The 19,626-nt window shown below is 60.9% G+C and carries 17 protein-coding genes; 12 read left to right on the top strand and 5 right to left on the bottom strand.

The window, feature by feature from the left end; translation table 11 throughout:
- Positions 1-9: 9 nt before the first annotated feature.
- The 4 genes from OHD58_RS01095 to OHD58_RS01080 all read right to left on the bottom strand — a co-directional run bounded on the left by OHD58_RS01095 (position 10) and on the right by OHD58_RS01080 (position 6,042).
- Positions 10-1,608: an ABC transporter substrate-binding protein gene (locus OHD58_RS01095; protein WP_263801201.1), complete on the bottom strand. Its 1,599-nt coding sequence runs from the start codon at positions 1,606-1,608 to the stop codon at positions 10-12.
- A gap of 24 nt (positions 1,609-1,632) precedes the next feature.
- Positions 1,633-2,745, bottom strand: a complete 1,113-nt coding sequence (locus OHD58_RS01090; RefSeq protein WP_263801200.1) for a mandelate racemase/muconate lactonizing enzyme family protein — start codon at positions 2,743-2,745, stop codon at positions 1,633-1,635.
- An 89-nt stretch (positions 2,746-2,834) separates the two neighbouring features.
- A complete protein-coding gene (locus OHD58_RS01085; RefSeq protein ID WP_263801199.1) occupies positions 2,835-3,659 on the bottom strand; it encodes a MaoC/PaaZ C-terminal domain-containing protein in 825 nt (274 codons plus the stop codon).
- A gap of 4 nt (positions 3,660-3,663) precedes the next feature.
- On the bottom strand, positions 3,664-6,042 hold the full coding sequence (locus tag OHD58_RS01080) for a CaiB/BaiF CoA-transferase family protein (RefSeq protein ID WP_263801198.1): 2,379 nt from the start codon (positions 6,040-6,042) through the stop codon (positions 3,664-3,666).
- A gap of 137 nt (positions 6,043-6,179) precedes the next feature.
- Between OHD58_RS01080 and OHD58_RS01075 the strand changes: the two genes are divergently transcribed.
- From OHD58_RS01075 to OHD58_RS01050, 6 genes are all read left to right on the top strand, one after another.
- Positions 6,180-7,223, top strand: a complete 1,044-nt coding sequence (locus tag OHD58_RS01075) for a LacI family DNA-binding transcriptional regulator (protein ID WP_263801197.1) — start codon at positions 6,180-6,182, stop codon at positions 7,221-7,223.
- Positions 7,224-7,390: 167 nt separating this feature from the next.
- Positions 7,391-8,110, top strand: coding sequence for a FadR/GntR family transcriptional regulator (locus OHD58_RS01070; protein WP_263801196.1), 720 nt, complete (start codon positions 7,391-7,393; stop codon positions 8,108-8,110).
- Between the two features lie 55 nt (positions 8,111-8,165).
- Entirely contained in the window at positions 8,166-9,140 is a 975-nt protein-coding gene (locus tag OHD58_RS01065; RefSeq protein WP_263801195.1) for a sialic acid TRAP transporter substrate-binding protein SiaP, read from the top strand.
- 73 nt (positions 9,141-9,213) lie between these two features.
- Positions 9,214-9,789 carry a TRAP transporter small permease gene (locus tag OHD58_RS01060; protein ID WP_263801194.1) on the top strand — a complete coding sequence of 192 codons (576 nt, stop codon included), beginning with the start codon at positions 9,214-9,216 and terminating at the stop codon, positions 9,787-9,789.
- 3 nt (positions 9,790-9,792) lie between these two features.
- The gene (locus tag OHD58_RS01055) at positions 9,793-11,199 is read left to right on the top strand and encodes a TRAP transporter large permease (RefSeq protein ID WP_263801193.1); all 1,407 of its coding nucleotides are present in this window, start codon (positions 9,793-9,795) and stop codon (positions 11,197-11,199) included.
- Entirely contained in the window at positions 11,196-12,245 is a 1,050-nt protein-coding gene (locus OHD58_RS01050) for an L-idonate 5-dehydrogenase (protein ID WP_263801192.1), read from the top strand. Before OHD58_RS01055 ends, OHD58_RS01050 begins: the two co-directional genes overlap by 4 nt.
- Positions 12,246-12,313: 68 nt before the next feature.
- Here OHD58_RS01050 and OHD58_RS01045 read toward each other — a convergent pair whose 3' ends face one another.
- A complete protein-coding gene (locus OHD58_RS01045; RefSeq protein WP_263801191.1) occupies positions 12,314-13,090 on the bottom strand; it encodes an IclR family transcriptional regulator in 777 nt (258 codons plus the stop codon).
- Between the two features lie 190 nt (positions 13,091-13,280).
- On the opposite strand from OHD58_RS01045, the gene OHD58_RS01040 reads away from it, so the two are divergent.
- From OHD58_RS01040 to OHD58_RS01015, 6 genes are all read left to right on the top strand, one after another.
- On the top strand, positions 13,281-14,183 hold the full coding sequence (locus OHD58_RS01040; RefSeq protein ID WP_263801190.1) for an amidohydrolase family protein: 903 nt from the start codon (positions 13,281-13,283) through the stop codon (positions 14,181-14,183).
- A gap of 16 nt (positions 14,184-14,199) precedes the next feature.
- The gene (locus OHD58_RS01035; RefSeq protein WP_263801189.1) at positions 14,200-15,168 is read left to right on the top strand and encodes an ABC transporter permease; all 969 of its coding nucleotides are present in this window, start codon (positions 14,200-14,202) and stop codon (positions 15,166-15,168) included.
- A 7-nt stretch (positions 15,169-15,175) separates the two neighbouring features.
- Entirely contained in the window at positions 15,176-16,069 is an 894-nt protein-coding gene (locus OHD58_RS01030) for an ABC transporter permease (protein WP_263801188.1), read from the top strand.
- On the top strand, positions 16,066-16,908 hold the full coding sequence (locus tag OHD58_RS01025; RefSeq protein WP_263801187.1) for an ABC transporter ATP-binding protein: 843 nt from the start codon (positions 16,066-16,068) through the stop codon (positions 16,906-16,908). Before OHD58_RS01030 ends, OHD58_RS01025 begins: the two co-directional genes overlap by 4 nt.
- Positions 16,905-17,933, top strand: a complete 1,029-nt coding sequence (locus tag OHD58_RS01020) for an oligopeptide/dipeptide ABC transporter ATP-binding protein (protein ID WP_263801186.1) — start codon at positions 16,905-16,907, stop codon at positions 17,931-17,933. Before OHD58_RS01025 ends, OHD58_RS01020 begins: the two co-directional genes overlap by 4 nt.
- 92 nt (positions 17,934-18,025) lie before the next feature.
- Positions 18,026-19,603: an ABC transporter substrate-binding protein gene (locus tag OHD58_RS01015; RefSeq protein WP_263801184.1), complete on the top strand. Its 1,578-nt coding sequence runs from the start codon at positions 18,026-18,028 to the stop codon at positions 19,601-19,603.
- Positions 19,604-19,626 lie beyond the last annotated feature (23 nt).

Raw genomic sequence — 19,626 nt, 5'->3', positions numbered from 1 at the left:
GTTTCTGACCTAGGCGGACTTTGTTGCGCGGTGAAAGCGCCAGCGCGCGTAGCCGCTCTTGACCGGATAGCCGAGATTGACCTTTCCGTTGCGCGCGACGGTGAACGACAAGGTCGAGAGCCCGATCAGCGGCAGGTCGCGCAGAACCTGCAGTTCGATTTCCTTGCAGGTGTCCTCATAGGTTTTGTAGTCGGTCGCCATGAGCGCCTTTGCCAGCAGATCGTCGATGCCGGGCATCGCGGCGCCGTAGTGGCTGTAGTTGCCGCCTCCCTTGCCGTCCGCCTTGACCTCCGACTTGGACGAAAGCTGCTGGAAATAGAGTTGCGTCGGAATCGGCGGATAGCTCGACGAGTGCATCGCAAGCGTATTTTTGTCGCTGCGATTGTCGGCGTGGTAGGCGGTGTGGTCACCGATGATGAGGTTCATCCGCAACCCGACCGCCCGCAACTGTTCTTGCACGATGAGCATGGTCGAGGAATAGTCCTCGCGCTGACTGCAGTTGCTGTCGAAATCGAGGCCGCCGGGGAAGCCTGCTTCGGCCAGCAATGCCTTGGCCTTCTCGGGGTCGTACTTGTATTGCAACTCGGATGGCAGCGCTTCCGTCTTGAATCCTGCCGGGAAAAAGTCCGGCTGCAAGCCGGCCATGAAGCCTCCCATCGGCTTCAACGCATCGGCCACCGCCTGGCGGTCGATGGCATACATCACCGCCTGGCGAACCTTCAGATTGTCGAACGGCTTGCGGGTGAGGTTGATGTGCAGAGTGTTGAAGGACCCGGGCACTGTCATGTCGAACTGCAAGGATGAGTCCCGCTGCAGCATGGAATCGACCCAGCCCGGCGCGCGCACCGCCTCGATCATGTCGACGTTTCCGGACAGCAATGCCAGCGTGCGCGCTGTCGTGTCGGCGATATAGACGCATTCGACGGCGCCTATCTTTGCCTTTTCGCCCCAATAACCGTCATGGCGTTTCATCGCCGAGCCCCACTCCGGATCGAAGCGGGTAAGTTCGTACGGCCCGGTGCCAACCGCGTCGGTCATGAACTTTTCCGCGCCCAATTCCTCGTACGCCTTCTTTGAGACGATGCACGTATTGTTCGAGAAGATGGTCGTGCCGAGCAGATTCACGTCCGGCGACTTCAGCGTAATTTCGACATCGAGCGGTCCCTTGGCGACCACGTCGGCGACGTTGCTCATGATCGTCTTGTTGGTCCCGTCGTCGATCGCCTTCTTGTAGGTGAAGACGACGTCGTCGGCAGTCATCTCGCCGTAGCCCTTGTGGAACTGGACCCCCGGCCGCAGTTTGAAATTCCAGGTTTTGGCATCGTCCGATGTCGTCCATTCGGTGGCCAGCGTCGGAACATATTTGTCTGGCGTCGTGGCGAAGTCGCCGTCCTCGGGCCGGACCAACTGCTCGTACATCTGCTCCGTCGCCCAGTTGTCGGAGCCTTGCGTGGTCTGGTTCGGGTCGCTGGTACGCGGTCCGTTCGCGGCGATACCGATGCGGATCACGTCATCGGCGCTTTGAGCACGCGCGACGCTCGGTCCACTGAGGCCAAGCGCTGCGGCAGCGGCGGATAATTCCAGGAATTCTCTTCTGTTCAGGCTCATCAAGGTTCCTCCCAGTGACAAGTTCTACAAGCGTCGTGCGTCCACTTCAGCATCGTTGATCTGAAGGCCCAGCCCGGGTCCCGAAGGGACGACGAACCGTCCGTCCTTCGGGGCTGGCAGGTTTGCGAAAGCGGCATGCATGCGCGTCGACGGGTCCGCGAATTCCGCGGGCTTGGTCAGGTGCATGACCGTTGCCAGCAAATGAAGGTTGGCCACGTGGCCGATGGTGGGCTGGGTCTGGTGGGGCACTAGCTCGACGCCGTGGGCGTGGCAGATCGCTGCGCATTGCATCAGCCCCGTGATGCCGCCCATCTTGACGATGTCGGGCTGTACCATCCGGACGCCGGCTTCGATCAGATCGACGATATCCTGGGTCGTGTAGGACTGCTCGCCGGCAGAGACGGTGATATCCAGCCTTTGGGCGACTTCACCCATGGCGCGTACTTGGTAATGCTGTACCGGCTCCTCGAACCAGATATAGCCGAGTTCCTCCAGCGCACGCCCTACGCGAATGGCCCCGCCGACCGAATATTGGTTGTTTGCGTCAAAGGCGAGCGGGAAGCCGTCGCCGACGAGTTTCCGCACCGCTCTCGCCTTTTCGATGTCGCCCGCAATGTCGAAATCCTGCCGCGTGCGATCACCGTCCCAACGGATTTTGATGGCGGCGGGCGTTTCGGCCTTCCAGCGCTTTTCGACGACACGCACGACCTCGTCGACGGTACGCGCGGCATTGCCCCCGATCGAGGCATAGAAGGGAATTTCGGTGCGCCACGCGCCGCCCAGCAACTTATAGACGGGTAGGCCGACAGCCTTTCCCCTTATGTCCCACAACGCGATGTCCAGTGCCGCCAGCGCACCGGTAACCGCGCCCTCGGGACCTAGCTTGACGTATTTGTGCAGCAGTTGGTCGAATATGACGGCATGGTCGAGCGCGTCCCTGCCGGCCAGAGTTTCCGCGAAATCGCGAATAACGCCGAGGGAATGCTCTCCGCCCATCATCGGCGAGGCTTCGCCATATCCGACAATGCCGTCGACCGTCGTCACGCGGACGAAGGCCGAATGCCGTCCCGGCGGCTCGTTCGCCTCCCAGCCGATCTGCAGGGCTTCGACAGACTTGATTGAAATTGAACTCGCCAAGGCACTCATTCCATCTTTAACGCGGAAAACCACTGTCGCTCGATTTGCATCCGTATGCAACCGATGAAAATTGCTGACTGCCGCACTGGTCATCCATATGCATAGACCGACGTTCGGTTGAAGCGTGCCGAAAGCGTCCCGTCGGCGAGAAGAAACTCTTCGCTTTCAAAATAGTGCTTGCCGTTTCGCTGGTAGACAGCCGTGACCTGGCCGACAGTTTCAAGTCTTTGGCCAGGCCGGACGGTTGCGAAATGCTGAGCCTCGGCGGCAACCAGAATAATCGGAGACGGCGACTTGAAGCTGTTGTTGGTGTCGCCCATTGCAACGCGCATCAAACAGCCGGAATGCACCAAACGCCCATCCGTATAGAAAGGATGGTGCTCGCCAAACGCCGACAGCGACGCGCGGAATGCGGCCTCGCTCAGGATACCGCCGGCGGTCGTCAGGGGCATGCCGACCACCATTCCTCCGGGAGAAACGGCTGGCGGTTCCTGCGGCCGGGGGACGAGCCTGAACATCGCGACGTCAAGGGGGGCTGGCGCAGAGTCGGGAATGCCGATCCAGCCGGCCGCTACGTTTTCGCCGTCCTGGTTCTCTACCGAAACCTCGGATTTCCTCATGTTGTCGTCGGCTTCGAGAGGGCCGGCCCTCAACACCAATCGGTCGCCGTTGAAGACCGGCCGGCGAAAGCGCGCGCCCATGGCTCCGCTTTGCGCCCACGCCTTTCCCCAGGCATCGATGGCGATCCGGCTCACATGTCCATAGACGAAGGCGCCGGGCACAAGAGCGGCGCGATAGCCGCGTGCTCGCGCAACCGCATCGTCGTGAATGGAGCCTTTGTAGTGAGGACTGTCATCGAGGCGGATTTCGACGGCCATCTCGCGCGGAAAGGATGCTTCGGATTGCAAATTCATCGGATCATCCGTCCGTAAAGGGAACAGTCGCCATTGCCGCTGCCGACACCCGGTCGACCTCTTCGGGCGGGAGTCGCAGAATTTCGGTGAGGACGCGCAGATTGTGCTCGCCAAAGCGGGGCGCTGCGCTGCGCTGGCTGCCGGGCGTCACGCTGAGGTGGATAGGAAGACCAGGATGCGGGTGTTGTCCCGCGTCCGGGTGACGGAGATCCGTGAAGAAGCCACGCGCTGCGAGATAGGAACTGGCTGCCAGGTCGGCAGCGTTCGCGACCGCCGCCGATGCGACGCCGGAGGCCTGAAGCAATTGCGCCACCTCATGCTTGTCACGACCTTTCGTCCACTCCGATACAAGGCGCGTCAGCTCGTGCTCATTGGCCTTTCTGTCGGCCAATGTCCTGAAGCGTGGATCATCCACGATCGCAGGACTGCCCATGGCGTGGCACAGCGCACGCCACTGTGCCTCGTTCTCCGCGGCAATGACGACCCACTGGTCTTCGCCCCTAGCCGGGAAAGCATCATGCGGGGCGGCAATAGCAACGCGATTGCCGTCGGGAACGGGGTCTGTATCTGTCTCGGCAGCGTGCAGGAGATCAGGCCCGATCAACTGCATGGCGGCTTCGACCTGCGGCACTTCGATATGCTGACCGAGACCGGTTCGCTCGCGATAGTGCAAGGCGATGAGAATTGCTGCCGCCGCGTTGAAGCCGCCGATCGGGTCAAGATAGGACGGGCCGGTATTTTCAGGCGGACCACCCGGATAGCCTGTCATGGCGGACATCCCCGTCGCCATTTCCATAGTCGGCCCAAGGGCGGCATAGCCCGCCAACGGGCCGTTCATGCCGAAGGCAGGCAGTTCGGCGACGATGATGTCGGGCTTGATTGCGGCAAGGCTGTCGTAGCCCAATCCGAGCTTCGCCAATGTCCCAGGCCGGAAGTTGCAGATCACCACATCCGCCACCGCAACAAGGTTGCGCAGTGCCTCCCGACCTTCTTCGGTCTTCAGATTGAGGATGCAGGACAACTTGTTGACGTTCTGTGAATTGAACAGAAAGGACCGGTCAAACGGGCGGTCGCCCGGCACCCCGCCCGGAAAGTTGACCGGATTTGGTCGCTCCTTGTTGAGGCGCCATGAGTTCACCCGGTTGGGGGACTCGACGTGGATGCACTCCGCACCGAGAAAACCCAGTACTCTGCCCGCCATCGGTCCGGCCCAGGCCGTGGTTATCTCGATGACGCGCAGACCGTGCAGCGGAGGCTGCCGCTGCACGATGCCTACCTTGTCCTTGGCAGGCTGTTGCACCCTGTCGCGCGGGCTCAACGTGAAGCTGGCAAGCGTCGGCGCGCCGAAATCGACCTCGCGGGGGGTCAGGCTCATTCGGAACGGCGGGCCCAGCACGGTGCGGCCATCGACGCTTTCCCAATAGCCGCGCACCGCCAGATGTCCATTGGCGATCTGCTCCGACGGTCGATAAGCCTTCGCCGCGATTATTTGTGCTGCCTGCAGCCTGTCGACCACGTTCTCGGCGACCTGGTCGCGCACTTTCTCCTGGATGAGTTCGTACAGAGTATTCCAGTTCGACCGCCTCTCGGCGGGTTCCGCAAACCGGGGGTCGTGCTCTAGATGAAGCAGATCGAGTGCTTCGCAGAGCGCGTGCCAGCGATGATTGTAGATCCAGATGCAAATCCAGCCGTCCCTGCAACGGACCTGGCCCGCGGGAATGGTGTAGTCGCGCCGGCTATGGATCGAGCCGTTGTAGTTGTGGCGCAACACGTAGGGAAAGCACATCGAAGCAGCCGTTTCCGCCGCATCGACCTCCACCGCCTGCACGACGCCGGTGCGATCCCTGACGCGCAGCGCCGCCAGAGCGCCAATGAAGGCGCCCAGGCCTGCCGCATAAGATGCACGTTCACCCACTCCGTAGAGCGGCTCCCGCCCGTACTCGCCATTGTTGTTCATCATGCCGGATTGCGCCTGCAGAACAATTTCCGGACCCTTCCAACCTGAAAAAGGCCCATTCCGTCCGAACGGCGTGACCGCAACGGAAATGCAGTTTTCGAGCGGGCCGACCGCAGCCGCGAGCTCATCCGAAGCCGGCAAAATGACGACATCGGCGGTTTGGATGACGGTTTCCAGCTGATCGCGGCCATCTTCCGTTTCGAGATCCAGAACAAGGGAACGCTTGCCCGTGTTGAGATGCCAGAACGTCAGGGAGAGATCATGATCGGTCATCGAGAAGGGAGGCAGGAGCCGGGTTGGCGATCCGGCTGCGCTCTCGCACAGCATGGTCTCTGCGCCGAAATCGGCAAAGAGCCTCCCGCAATATTGGCCTGCGACGTTGTCAGACAGATCGACAACCCGAAGATCGGCCAACGCTTTCGCCATCGAATGCCGCTCGCTCCCATTTCAGCATCAAAAATGAACTATCGAGTTTTGCATACGTATGCAACACTTCGCGACGACACGATGATTGAAAAAGATGGCAGCTACCGTTAAGGCGGTTCGAGGCTAGGGGAACAACAGTGAGCGATAGCGAGCATGCTGGCGGCAAGGGCAGGCGCAAGCCCATCACCGCGCGGGAACTTGCAAGGCTTATCGGCGTCAGCCAGTCGGCTGTTTCGCGGGCGTTCACCCCTGGCGCCAGCATCGCAGCCGAGTTGAGGGAGAAGATCCTGCGCCATGCCGCGGAGGTCGACTACCATCCCAACGCAATTGCCAGCATGCTGTCGCGCAGCAGATCCAACATCGTCGGCATCGTTGTGTCCGACATGCAGAATCCTTTCTATCCCGCGCTGATCGAAAAGCTGTCCCGTGCATTGCAGCAGGTCGGTCTGCAGAGCCTGCTGTTCAACATCGCCAAGGGTTCCAACCTCGAGCATCAGCTTTCGGCCGTGCGCCGCTACAATGTCGATGCTGTCATCGTCATATCCGCGACTATCCTGTCAGGCGCGACCCTGCGCTGGGTCACCGAGGGGCGGGCGGCAGTGCTGATAAACCGTGTCGTCGATGGCGGCGAGTTGAGTTGCGTCGCCTGTGACAACATCGCGGGCGGGCGGGCGATAGCCGATCATTTCCATCAGCTCGGCCATCGCCGCGTGGCGTATGTGGCCGGGCTTGCTCATACGTCGACGAACCTGGAGCGGCAGAACGCCTTCATCACGCGTGTCGCGGAACTCGGAATGACACTGGGCGGGCATTTCGATGGCGGCGAATACAGCTACGCCGCAGGCAGGCGAGCGGCGCTGGAAGTTGCCGCCAAGGGAAACATCGACGCCGTGTTCTTCGCCAATGACATCCTGGCTGCCGGCGGCATCGACGCATTCCGCGACGAGGCCGGCCTTCGGGTGCCGGAAGATATTTCCGTCGCAGGCTTTGACGACATCGCGATGGCCGGCTGGCCGCGCTATTCCATAACAACGTTTCGCCAGCCTCTGGATGAGATGGTACAGGTCACCGTCGGCATGATCGAAGACGGAAGCTGTGAACCCGGTCAGTCCGCGACCATCAGAAGGCTATCCGGGGAACTGATCGTACGGAAGACAACCGGCCCTTTCGTTTCGCGATAACCCAGCTCCGGCGCCCTGGTCGACACAGGCGACGTGTTCGCCTGTTGGTGTGCCGTGAGAATTTGCGCGGCAATTCTCCTGTTCCTTGACACTTCGTCGCGTTTACGCTCAATAGGTCAGACCAATTTACCGATCTCTGATGTTCTGTCGTGTGGAACTGAGTGGCGATGCCGATACAGGCCATTGAACCGCGTCGGCTTTACCGACAGATAGCTGATCAGCTCAGGCAGCTGATCGACAGCGGCGAGTTCGCGGTTGGCGATCGCCTGCCTACCGAGCGCGAACTGGCCGACCAGTTGGGCATCTCCCGCCCGACAGTTCGCGAAGCGCTGATTGCGCTGGAGGTCGAGGGGCGAATACGCATCCGCGTCGGTTCGGGTATCTATGTGACCGAACAGCCGGTTCCCGAGATTCATTTACGCAGCGCCGTCGAAGGTCCGTTCGAATTGCTGCGCGCACGGGAATTCATCGAAGGCGCAATCGCCGCCGAAGCCGCCCTGCATGTGAAGCAATCGGACATCGACGCCATGGACGACGTGCTTCGCAGGATGGAATCCACACATCATCCGAGCAAATTCACGCTCGGGCTGGACCGGGAATTCCACACCACCGTGGCGGCGATCCTCGGCAACGCCGTTCTTGTAAGATTCACCGGTGAACTGTTCGACCAGCGCATCAATCCATATTTCGAGCGCCTCTCCAGTTATTTCGAAAACAAGGATTCCTGGAAAACCGCGATGGACGAGCATCGCGTGGTGCGCGATGGGATCGCGGCGCGCGATCCCGAAAAGGCAAAGACGGCGATGCGAGAGCATCTGCGTCAGTCGCAACTCAGATTCTCACGCAATTTCGGTGAGAGAGCCGCAGCCGTGGAGGTTGCGGAATAGACCAGGCCGGGAGGAGATCCGGCTGTTGTCGCCAATCATCACAGGGAGGAATGAAATGCTTTCAAGATATGCCGCGTTACTCGGAGCCTTCGCCGCAATTGCCTTGCCCATGACCTCAGCCTCGGCGCAGACCGCGCTGAAATGGGCCCATGTCTACGAGACTTCCGAACCCTTCCACACCGAATCCGTATGGGCCGCGGAAGAAATCAAAAAGCGCACCGACGGCCGCTACACCATCGATGTATTTCCGGCGTCGCAGCTCGGCAAGGAATCCGACATCAACCAGGGACTGACGCTTGGAACGGTCGACATCATCATCTCCGGCTCGAGTTTCGCCGCGCGCGAGTTTCCACGGATCGGCGTCACCTATTACCCCTTCATCTTCCGCGATGCCGACCACCTTCTGGCCTATTCCAAGAGCGACATCTACAAGACGCTGACCGCCGGATATGAGGAAGCTTCCGGCCATCATATCACCGCGACGACCTATTACGGAACGCGGCACACGACGTCGAACCGTCCGATCGAGAAATGTGCCGACATGCAGGGGCTGAAGATCCGCGTGCCGGACGTTCCTGCCTATCTCGCCATGCCACGCGCCTGCGGCGCCAACACCGCGCCCATCGCCTTCGCTGAAGTCTACCTCGCCCTTCAGCAGGGCACGGTGGAAGCTCAGGAGAACCCGCTCACTACGATCGAGGCCAAGAAGTTCTTCGAAGTGCAGAAGCACATCGTACTGACCGGCCACATTGTCGACCACCTGAACACCATCGTGTCACAGTCGCGCTGGTCGCAGCTTTCGGACGAGGACAAGGCAATCTTCACCGAAGTCATGCAGGAGGCGGCCAAGAGGGCGACGGACAAGATCGTCGCTCGCGAAAAGGAGCTAGTCCAGGTGTTCAAGGACCGGGGGCTGACCGTCACCGAAATCGATCGGGCCGACTTCGAGAAGAACGTCGCCGAGAAGGTGACCTTCGAGGAGTTCGGCTACGAGAAGGCGGATTGGGAAGCGATCCGCGCAATCAAGTGATCTCCGTCGTGGACCCGGCGCGCTATGTCGCGCCGGGTCGCCCCAATTTCATTCGATGCCGGAGGCTGCGCCGATGAGCGAAGAGGTCCATACCCAGGTAACGGCCGAAGAACTGGCGCAGGCTTTCGAGGATGAAACGGCCGCCCCAGCCGATCTTTCACGCTACGCGGTGGAAGACTGGGTGACCCTGGCGGTCTTCTGGGGCATGGCCCTTTGCGTCTTCCTGCAATTCTTCACGCGCTACGTTCTGAACAACAGTTTTGCCTGGACGGAAGAGATCGCGATCAACTGCCTGGTCGTCGTGGTGTTTCTGGGCGCGGTCATGTGCACCCGCATGACCAGGCACATTCATGTCGATATTCTCTACCACTACCTCCCCTCCGGAATTGGGCGCGTGCTGGCGCTTATGGTCAGCGTGATTACGATCGGCTTCTTCGCCTACATGTCCTGGCTGCTGTGGCGGTATGTCGGCATCGTGCATCGCGAGCGCATGGTGACGATCGACCTGCCCCGTAATCTTGTATTCTATTCCGTCTTCGCCGCCTTCTTCCTCATGATGGTAAGGCAGATCCAGGTTTTCATCGCCGATATCAGGCGCGGCTACTCGGTGCTCGAACGTCCCGCCGCCTTCGACGGACTGGGAGACTGATCCATGCTACTTCTTATCGGCTCATTCCTGGGTTTCATGCTCGTCGGCGTGCCGGTCGCGGTCTCTATGGCCGTCGCGTCACTGCTTTACCTCGTCTTCTACGGCGTTGCGCCCGACATCATCGCCGCGCAGCGCATGATCGCGGGCGTCGAAAGCTTCCCTCTGCTGGCCGTGCCCTTCTTCATCTTCGCCGGGAACCTGATGAACATCGCCGGCGTCACCGGCCGCATCTACTCCTTTGCGCTGGCACTCGTCGGCTGGATGAAGGGCGGTCTCGCCCAGGTCAACATCATCGGCTCCGTGGTCTTCGCGGGAATGTCGGGGGCAGCACTCGCCGACGCCGCGGGCATCGGCACGATCGAGATCAAGGCGATGAAGGATCACGGCTATCCGGTGGAAGCCGCGGTCGGCGTGACCGCTGCGTCCTCGACGCTTGGCCCGATCTTTCCGCCCTCCCTGCCTTTCGTCATCTACGGCATGATGGCGAACGTTTCGATCGGCGCGCTCTTCATGGCCGGTATTCTGCCCGGCGTCGTCATGACTGTGCTGATGATGATCACGGTCGCGATCTTCGCCTACCGCAGAGGCTGGGGCTCGGATACGCCGTTCGAGGCGCGGCGTCTCGCCGGCGCTTCGCTGGAAGTGCTTGTGGTGCTGTGCTTCCCGCTGGCGGTCTATCTGCTGGTGCAGGCCGGCCTTACGATCAATGTCGCGGTCGGCATCGCCCTGCTGATCCTGGTTCTGTGCGACTGGTATTTCGACTTTGCAGCGGTGATGGCGCTGATGACGCCGATCATCCTGATCGGCGGCATGACCATGGGCTGGTTCACGCCCACCGAAGCTGCGATGGCGGCCGTGATCTGGTCGCTGTTCCTCGGCCTCGTGCGCTACCGCACCATGACGTTCGCGACGCTCGCCAAGGCCACCTTCGACACGATCGAGACGACCGCATCGGTCCTTTTCATCGTCACCGCCGCGTCGATCTTCGCCTGGCTGCTGACGGTCAGCCAGGCCGCGCAGGTGTTCTCGACGTTCATCACCTCGCTGACCGAAAGCAAATGGGTGTTCCTGATCCTTGTGAACATCCTGATGCTGGTTGTCGGCTGCTTCCTCGACACGATCGCCGCAATCACGATCCTCGTGCCGATCCTCCTGCCGATCGTCATCCTCTACGGCATCGATCCGGTGCATTTCGGCCTCATCATGACGCTCAACCTGATGATCGGCCTGCTTCACCCGCCACTCGGCATGGTGTTGTTCGTTCTCTCGCGCATCGCAAAACTGTCGGTCGAGCGCACCACGATGGCAATCCTGCCATGGCTGGTCCCCCTACTCGCCGCGCTGATCCTGATCACCTTCATTCCCGCCATCTCGTTGTGGCTGCCGACGCAAATGGGGCTGATCCGATGATCGATAGCGCCATCGCGGCGACGCTTTTCGGCCCCCAGGATCTGCGCGTCATCGAGCATTCGCTTGTACCGCTCGCGCCGGGGATGGTGCGGGTTCGCTTCAAGGCAGGCGGCATCTGTGGTTCCGACCTGCACTATTTCCGCCATGCGCGGACCGGCGACTTCGTCGTCACGTCGCCGCTGATACTCGGCCACGAGATTTCAGGCGAGATAGTCGAGATCGGCGGCGCAGTGCCAGGCTTGGGTATCGGCGACCACGTCGCGGTCAATCCATCGCGCTGGTGCGGGCATTGCACCCGTTGCGCGGAGGGCCGGGCCAATCTTTGCGAAAACATCTATTTCATGGGCTCGGCGTCCAAGACGCCGCACATGCAGGGCGGTTTCGCCAGCCTGTTCGACGCTACGCCGGCGCAATGCATCAAGGTTCCGCGCCATGTGGCTTATCAGGCAGCGGCGCTCGCCGAGCCGCTCGCCGTCAGCCTGCACGCGGTGGCGCGCGCCGGCGAGATACGTGGCAGGAACATCATCCTGTTCGGCGCCGGCCCTATTGGGCTTCTGACCATGCTTGCGGCGAGGTTCAAGGGATGTGGGCAGATCATCGTCGCCGACATAGCAGAGGCGCCACTCGCCTTCGCCAAGAAGCTTGGCGCGGACAGGACGATCGACCTTTCCGGCGGTGACGACAGGCTCCAGTCGCTCGTGGTCGACAAGGCGATCGACATCGCCTTCGAGATATCCGGTACAGCGGCTGGCCTCGCGGCGGCGATCGCCAGCGTCCGGCGCGGCGGCACGGTCGTTCAGGTCGGCAACCTCCCCGGTGGCCAGATCCCGGTGCCGGCCAATGCGGTTATGGCCAAGGAGATCGAGCTGAAAGGCACATTCCGCTTTGGCGCGGAGTTCAACGAGGCAGTCGATCTGATCGTCGGCGGGAACGTAGACGTCCTGAAGCTGGTGACCGCGGAACACACTTTGTCCGACGCCCCAGCAGCCTTCCGCCTCGCCGCCGATCGCGCACGAAGCGTCAAGGTCATGCTGACCACAGACTGATATCGAAGGCATGAGCGGAAGCTCGATGCCTCTCCCTGTTCGAGACTCTGCCTACGCAGACGTCAGCTTCACGGCATGACGAAAGCCAGCTGACTGCGAACATTCATGGCCAGCGATTTCAATCGCGGTCCAACCTCTTCCTCTATCTGGTTCGGACTGAGGCGAAAGATCGGCACGCGGCAGTTCATTGCGAAACACTCGCCGTTTTTGTCGCGCAAGAGCGGCACTCCGGCGGAATGTGTGCCTGGTATCCACGTTCCCCTCACGACCGAAAAGCCGCGACTCTTGCAGTCGGCAACGCCTTCCATGAAGGCGTCGGAATATTTGTCCCATAGCTCGGGCGCGCTTCGCCGCATCTGTTCGAGTTTCAATCCGAGTTCCGTGTCGTCAAGCTGTGCGCAAAGAGCATGACCAATAGTTGCCGGCAGCAGGGGGCCGATCGTCCCGAGGTCCTGAGATGTCCAAGTGTTCTCGTTTACCCGCGATGTCTCGAGATACATGAAGTTGACGCGATCGATGACGCCGATCGAGACCGTTCCGCCGACGTCCTGGGCCAGCTTTTGCATCGAAGGACGCGCGATCTGTAGAATCTTGGCGTTGATGAGCAGGGGGTTGACCAGCATCAACGCGCCCCAGCTCAGCCTGTATTTGGACTTCTCCTGCTTGAGATAGCCAAGTTTTGCGAGCGTATAGGTCAACCGCGCGACAGTTGGCCGATTGATGCCGGTCTCGGCGGCGATCTCGACATTGCTCATCGAGTTCCGGTCGGGACGGAAGGCCCTGAGAACATCCAGCCCCTTCGCAAGCGTGGTGGCAAATCCCGCGTCGTGATCAGTCTCGGTCAAGCGCTGCTCCTGTTTCGCAGCCGTGGATAACGGCATTGCACAAAATTATGCTGCGTTTGCTAAAAATGTCAATATAATGGACATAATAATGTTTATTTGACAATCATATTGACGTTAATCCCATATTGCGCGATCACTGCATCACCTCGGTGGAAGATGGCGCGAGGGCATCGCATTGCAGGAGGAATAGATGACGCGTGTGATCGACATGGAGATCGGGCTGCCGCACTCGGAGGCCAACCCCGATTTGGAGAGGATCGCGCGCGGTCGCCCCGGAACGCCTTTCCCGCAGCCTCTCGAACGCCCTGAAGGTTATGGCTTCGCGAACTACGGCCGCGTTTTCAAGGCTAGGAGCCGCAACGAAACGCCGGCTGAAACGGAAGAGGATGGAGGCCTGAAGCGGCTTGTCGAAGATATGGACCGCGCAAATATCCAATGTGGATTGCTTGTCGGTGCCGAGAACACGGCGACCGCTGGGATTCATGCCCGATATCCCGGTCGCTTCTTTACCTTCGTCACCCTGGACCCGACAGACGGCATGCGAGCGGTCAGGGAATTTGAGCGCCTGGTGAAAGAGGAAGGGGCCAACGGGTTGCGTCTCTCGGCGCTCTATAACGGCGTGACCGCGAATGACAGACGTTATTATCCACTCTACGCCAAGGCTGCCGAACTCGACGTCCCGGTGCGTATCTATACGGCGATGAACTATGCCAACGATCGGCCGTACGATCTCGGGCATCCGCGCTATCTCGACGATGTGGCGGTCGACTTCCCGGAATTGCGCATCGTCGCGGGCCTGGCCGGCTGGCCCTGGGTCAACGAGATGGTCGCTCTGTTGCGCCGCCACCCCAATCTCTATGTCGACACGGCCGCCCACCATCCGCGCTACTTCGCCCAGCCCGGATCGGGATGGGAGCAGTTCATGCAGTTCGGCAATACGCTGTTGCAGGACAAGGTGATGGTCGGCTTGTCACGCTATCTCTTCGGCACGTCCTTCGAGGCGCTGATCGAGGACTACAAGAACCTCCCGCTCAAGGAAAAGGTCGTCGAGAAGTGGCTGTACGGGAATGCAGCCACCTTCCACCGGCTCTGACGCCAAAGGCCGGAAGATGCTCCGCTTCATACTGCAGCGCGCGCTTTATGCTTTACCGCTAATCTTCGTGATTATCGTGGTGATGTTCACGCTGCTGCATTTGATTCCGGGCGATCCGGTGCAGTCGCTGGTCGGTGACTATCCGGTTCCTCCGGCCTATCGGGCAGTGATCGAGGAGAAGTACCGTCTCAACGATCCGTTCGTGGTCCAGGTGGGAAACTACGTTGTCGCGGTTCTGCATGGGGATTTCGGGTTTTCCTATCAGAACCAGCGTCCGGTGCTCGACCTCATACTCGAGCGTGCGCCACGCACGATCCTGCTGGCATCCGTCGGCTTCGCATTCGCCATACCGTTAGGAATGGCGATCGGGGTCGTCGCGGGCACCACCCGCAACCCCGGAACCGACAAGTTCTGGACGACATCCGCACTGATCGCCTATGCCATCCCGACTTTCTGGCTCGGCCAGTTGCTGGTGATGCTTTTCGCATTGCGGTTTGGATGGTTTCCGACGCAGGGCATTGGCCCCCTGATTTCCAGGGCGCACGGGTTTGACTGGCTGTTGGAGAAAGCGCGTTACCTGGCGCTGCCCGTGTTGGCCTTCGCAATCCACGAGGGCATGCGGTTTGCCCGCATCATGCGCGCCAGCGTCATCGACACGCTTTCCCAAGGTTATATCGTAACGGCGCGCGCCAAGGGATTGAGCCGCGGCCAGATCATCCGAAACCATATCCTGCGCAATTCCAGCCTGCCGCTGGTGACGATCGCAGGCTATTCGTTCGGCTCGGCACTGGGCGGTGCCGTATTGCTGGAAACCGTCTTCACATGGCCGGGCCTCGGCCTGCTGATGGTCGATTCCATCCGCCTGCGGGACAATCTGACGGTCATCGGCGTCGTGATCTTTTCCGCGCTCGCCGTGATCGTGATGAACCTCATCGTGGACATACTCTACGCGCTGCTCGACCCGCGCATCAGGACCGCGGGGTGAGCAACTCATGAGCGAGCTCACCAAACCAGTTGCGCCGCGCACGACCGTGCTGGGACGCTGGCGTCGCACGTTGGGCAATCTCATGGGCACGCGCCATGGGGCGATCGGCGCGATCATTCTGCTGATGCTGGCAGCGGTAGCGATCTCCGCGCCAGTTGTGGCGCCGTACACCCCGCTGCAACAGACATCGGTCAGCCTTGCGCCACCGTCATCGGAATTCCTGTTCGGCACGGACAATATCGGGCGCGATGTATTCTCGCTGATCCTCTACGGCGCCCAATCCTCGCTGCTCGTTGGTCTCGGAGCCGCGCTTGCGGCACTGCTCGTCGGCGGCACGATCGGCATTCTCGCCGGCTATTTCCGCGGACCCGTGGAAGCAGTGCTGATGCGGGTGATCGAGCTTTTCCAGACCCTGCCGGTCATCATGCTGGTGCTTTGCGCGGTGGCACTGTTCGGGTCCAGCTTCTCATTGCTAATCGCGGCGGTCGCCCTGGCGATCTGGCCGATGGAGGCGAGGCTCGTATACGGACAGTACATCAAGCTGCGCGAGCGAGAATTCATCGCTGCAGCGCGGGTCGCTGACCTGTCGACCACACACATCATCTTCCGCGAGATACTGCCAAACGCCGCCCAGCCGGTGATCGTCCAGGTGGCGCTCGACGCAAGCATCGCCATCCTCATCGAAGCAGGCCTCGGCTTCCTGGGCCTTTCCGACCCGTCGATGGTCAGTTGGGGCCAACTCCTGTTTGTGGCGCAGGACTACATGGACACCGCATGGTGGATGAGCGTGTTTCCGGGTGCAGCCATCTGCCTTGCAGTGATTGGCCTCAACCTCTTTGCGGATGGCTTGAACGAGGTCGTCGATCCACGCAGCACGCGCGGAATGGGAGGCCTGCAATGAGCGATCTCGCAGTCTCTGATGGCGCGCCGGATGCACCGCTGCTGGAGGTCAAAGACCTCAAGGTACATTTGCGGGTCGCCGACCGGCTGGTGCGGGCCGTGGATGGCGTGGACTTCAAGGTCGACACCGCAGAATGCGTCGGCGTGGTTGGCGAATCCGGATCCGGCAAGAGCACGCTGATCCGCGCGATCTCGCGCCTGATGCCCAACCTGCAAGTGGACGAACTGTCTGGCGAGTTGAGGTTCGAGGGGCGCGATATCCTGCGGATGGCCGATCGCGAACTCCGCACGCTGAGGCGTTCGCGTGGTTTCGCGATGATCTTTCAGGATCCGCTCGGCTACCTCAACCCGACACAGCGCGTGGGACGCCAGATCGCGGAGGCTTTGTCTCCGGATGGTCGCGGCCGGTCCGAGCACAGGCGCGTGCTGGATCTGCTCGACGAGGTCGGCTTTGCGGATCCCGGAGCCATCGCCCGGCGCTATCCGCATGAACTCTCGGGCGGCATGCGCCAGCGTGTCATGATCGCAATCGCCCTGGCGAGCGACCCCAAGCTCCTTTTCGCGGACGAGCCCACCACCGCACTGGACGCCACCGTGCAGCTGCAGGTTCTTGAAACCCTCTACAGGCTTCACAAGGAACGCAACATGGCGGTCGCGATCATCACCCACGATCTTGGCGTCGTCGCCGAACTCTGTGACCGCGTCTACGTCATGCAGGCCGGGAAGTTTGTCGAAAACGCGACCGCCGTCGACCTGTTCGAGCGGCCGCAGCACCCTTATTCCGCGCGACTGGTTGAACTGAGCGCGCATCGCCTCGACTTCAGGGGCATGCAGCAATGAGCCGGCCTGTCCTGAGCCTCCAGGGCGTCAGCCAGATCTATTCCAGCCGCAATGCGAGCGGTTGGGGTTGGACGACTGTTCGCGCGGTCGACGATGTAGACCTTGACGTCCACGAAGGCGAAACGCTTGCCGTCGTGGGTGAATCCGGTTCGGGAAAAAGCACGCTGGCAAAGCTGTTGCTGATGCTGAACCTTCCGACAGAGGGCACGGTGGCCTATCGCGGCGTGGCGCTGAAAGAACTCGATGGCGCCCAGCGAAGCGAGTTTCGCCGGCAGGTGCAGGCGGTGTTTCAAGATCCGTCTTCGTCCTTGAACCCGCGCATGACGGTCGAGCAAACGCTGGGTTATGTCATCCGCAGGCATAGCCTTGCGACATCAGCAGAGCAGCGTGCGTTCATCCTGAAGCAACTCGGATCCGTTGGCCTGGATCCGCCGGAGCAGTATCTCGGCCGCTACCCGCACCAGCTATCGGGAGGGCAGCAGCAGCGTATCGCCATCGCACGCGCGATGATGCTGGAGCCGAAAATCATCATTGCGGATGAACCGCTCTCCAGCCTCGATGTCTCGATCCAGGCCCAGGTTTTGCAGCTCATGCAGGACCTGCGAGTGCGAACGAATGTGGGCTTCGTCGTCATCAGCCATGACTTGGGCGCCATGCAATCCATCGCCGATCGGACGGCGGTGATGTATCGCGGGCGCATCGTGGAAATCGGCGCCGACATCTACGACAAACCCGCGCATCCCTACACCCGTCTTCTGCTTGATGCGCGGCTGCTGCCCGATCCGCGCAGGGGACGTATCCGCTCGATGGCGGCCGCGGCTTCGCCGCCCAGATCGACGGCACTTGAAGGGGGCTGCCGCTTCCGCGACCGCTGCCCACACGCGATTCAAATCTGCGCCGAGACCGAGCCGAAACTTCGGCCTGTCGGCATTGGCGCAACAAAGGCCGCCTGTCACCGCGCGGAAGAACTCACCGGCGCGACGACAACGGAGAAGCAGGCGCACGCCGCCCTTGGAGAAAAATGAGGGCAAGTGCCAAGTACAATCAAAATGGGAGAGAGACTGTGAGATTGGCTTTTCGCAATACGTCTGCCGTGTCGTTACGGCGGGTAACTTCGATGCTCCTGGCGAGTGCCCTCAGTGCCTATGCTCTCGGCGCCAGCGCCGAAGAGGGCCAGCCGGTTGATGGCGGCACGGTGATCGCGGCCCTGAATTCGACCACGATCCCAACGCTCAACACGCAGCTGACATCCTCGGTTCCCGCGCTGTTCGCGGCCGATGTCTGGGCCGACGGCCTGATGACTTATGACCGCGACGGCAAGCGTTTGCCGCGCCTTGCCACGAGTTGGGAAACGTCACCCGACGGCAAGACATATGCCTTCACTCTGCGCGAAGGTGTGAAATGGTCGGACGGCCAGCCCTTCACGGCCGAGGACGTTGTCTTCACGTTGAACTCGTTCGGCAAGTTCAACACCTACCTGACCAAGCTCATGCCGCTCATCGAGGAAGCATCGGCGCCGGACGCCAAGACCTTTGTTCTCAAGCTGAAGCAGCCATTGACCGCGACGCTCGATCTCTTTGACAAGGAGGTCTTCCCGCTGATGCCGAAGCATATCTATGACGGCCAGGACGTGGCGACCCACCCGGCAAACATTGCGCCGGTCGGCCTCGGCCCGTTCAAGTTCGAGAGCTGGCAGAGCGGCCAGTCGATCACCTTTGTGCGCAACGAGAATTACTGGGAGGAAGGCAAGCCACACCTCGATTCGGTCATCTTCGCCCTGATACCCAATCCGCAGCAGCGCCTGAACGCGATCATCGGCGGCGAAGTGAACTGGTTCCGTCCCGAGGTGGCGCAAGTGCGTGCGAGCCAGGATGCCGCCGAAAGCGGCAAGTTCAAGGTCGTGCAGATCGTGAACAACGCGCCGGAAACGTCGGTTGTCGATCTCAACCTCACTCGCGAACCGTTCAAGAACGTGAAAGTTCGGCAGGCGCTGTTCCACGCCATCGATCGTGAGCGCATCGTGCAGGACGTCTACATGGGCTTGGGCGCTACTGCGAAGAACGCGATACCGACGCAGTTCAAGAACCTGCACGACACCTCGGTCAACTATGACACGCTCTACGCATACGACCCCGAAAAGGCGGGCAAGTTGCTGGACGAGGCAGGATATCCGCTCAAGGACGGCAAGCGGTTCACGATAGAACTGACCGTCATAGCCAAGGCCCCCTACGACGCTGTTGCCCAGGTCGTTCAATCCCAATGGTCCGCGATCGGGATCGACGTGAAGCTCAGCACGCTGGACCAGCAAATCTGGACGAACAAGGTTTACACCGAACGCAATTTCGACGCTTCCGTGATCTCGCTTACGGGTCGCACCAACCCTGTGCTCGGTGTCGATCGCAGCTTCGTCTGCAACGAAGGCAGCGTGCCTTACGCAAACCCGACCGGCTACTGTAATCCGGAGTTCGACAAGGTCGCGCTCGATGCATCGGCAGCGCCCCTGGCAGAGCAGAAAGAGCACTACCGGAAATATGCCGAGATCATCGCACGCGACCTCAACCAGCTCCAGTTGACGAACTCGCAGGTCTACGAAGCGGTGACGACCAATCTGCAGAACCTGGATGCGCAGTTCAACTTCTCGTTCAACACGCATCCGAACTGGGCGGAAGCCTGGCTTCCGGCCGACCAGCAATAGACTCCATCAACAACCTGAATTGC

The organism is Mesorhizobium sp. ZC-5, from assembly GCF_025753855.1.
In the GTDB taxonomy this organism is placed as follows: Bacteria; Pseudomonadota; Alphaproteobacteria; order Rhizobiales; family Rhizobiaceae; genus Neomesorhizobium.
This window is presented reverse-complemented; position numbering and strand designations above follow the sequence as displayed.

What these genes read in the sequence shown, in the direction of transcription:
- OHD58_RS01095 (WP_263801201.1), bottom strand. Translation starts at nt 1,608, where the DNA reads ATGAGCCTGAACAGAAGAGAATTCCTGGAATTATCCGCCGCTGCCGCA.
- OHD58_RS01085 (WP_263801199.1), bottom strand. Translation starts at nt 3,659, where the DNA reads ATGAATTTGCAATCCGAAGCATCCTTTCCGCGCGAGATGGCCGTCGAA.
- OHD58_RS01080 (WP_263801198.1), bottom strand. Translation starts at nt 6,042, where the DNA reads ATGGCGAAAGCGTTGGCCGATCTTCGGGTTGTCGATCTGTCTGACAAC.
- OHD58_RS01070 (WP_263801196.1), top strand. Translation starts at nt 7,391, where the DNA reads ATGCCGATACAGGCCATTGAACCGCGTCGGCTTTACCGACAGATAGCT.
- OHD58_RS01065 (WP_263801195.1), top strand. Translation starts at nt 8,166, where the DNA reads ATGCTTTCAAGATATGCCGCGTTACTCGGAGCCTTCGCCGCAATTGCC.
- OHD58_RS01060 (WP_263801194.1), top strand. Translation starts at nt 9,214, where the DNA reads ATGAGCGAAGAGGTCCATACCCAGGTAACGGCCGAAGAACTGGCGCAG.
- OHD58_RS01055 (WP_263801193.1), top strand. Translation starts at nt 9,793, where the DNA reads ATGCTACTTCTTATCGGCTCATTCCTGGGTTTCATGCTCGTCGGCGTG.
- OHD58_RS01050 (WP_263801192.1), top strand. Translation starts at nt 11,196, where the DNA reads ATGATCGATAGCGCCATCGCGGCGACGCTTTTCGGCCCCCAGGATCTG.
- OHD58_RS01040 (WP_263801190.1), top strand. Translation starts at nt 13,281, where the DNA reads ATGACGCGTGTGATCGACATGGAGATCGGGCTGCCGCACTCGGAGGCC.
- OHD58_RS01035 (WP_263801189.1), top strand. Translation starts at nt 14,200, where the DNA reads ATGCTCCGCTTCATACTGCAGCGCGCGCTTTATGCTTTACCGCTAATC.
- OHD58_RS01030 (WP_263801188.1), top strand. Translation starts at nt 15,176, where the DNA reads ATGAGCGAGCTCACCAAACCAGTTGCGCCGCGCACGACCGTGCTGGGA.
- OHD58_RS01025 (WP_263801187.1), top strand. Translation starts at nt 16,066, where the DNA reads ATGAGCGATCTCGCAGTCTCTGATGGCGCGCCGGATGCACCGCTGCTG.
- OHD58_RS01020 (WP_263801186.1), top strand. Translation starts at nt 16,905, where the DNA reads ATGAGCCGGCCTGTCCTGAGCCTCCAGGGCGTCAGCCAGATCTATTCC.
- OHD58_RS01015 (WP_263801184.1), top strand. Translation starts at nt 18,026, where the DNA reads ATGCTCCTGGCGAGTGCCCTCAGTGCCTATGCTCTCGGCGCCAGCGCC.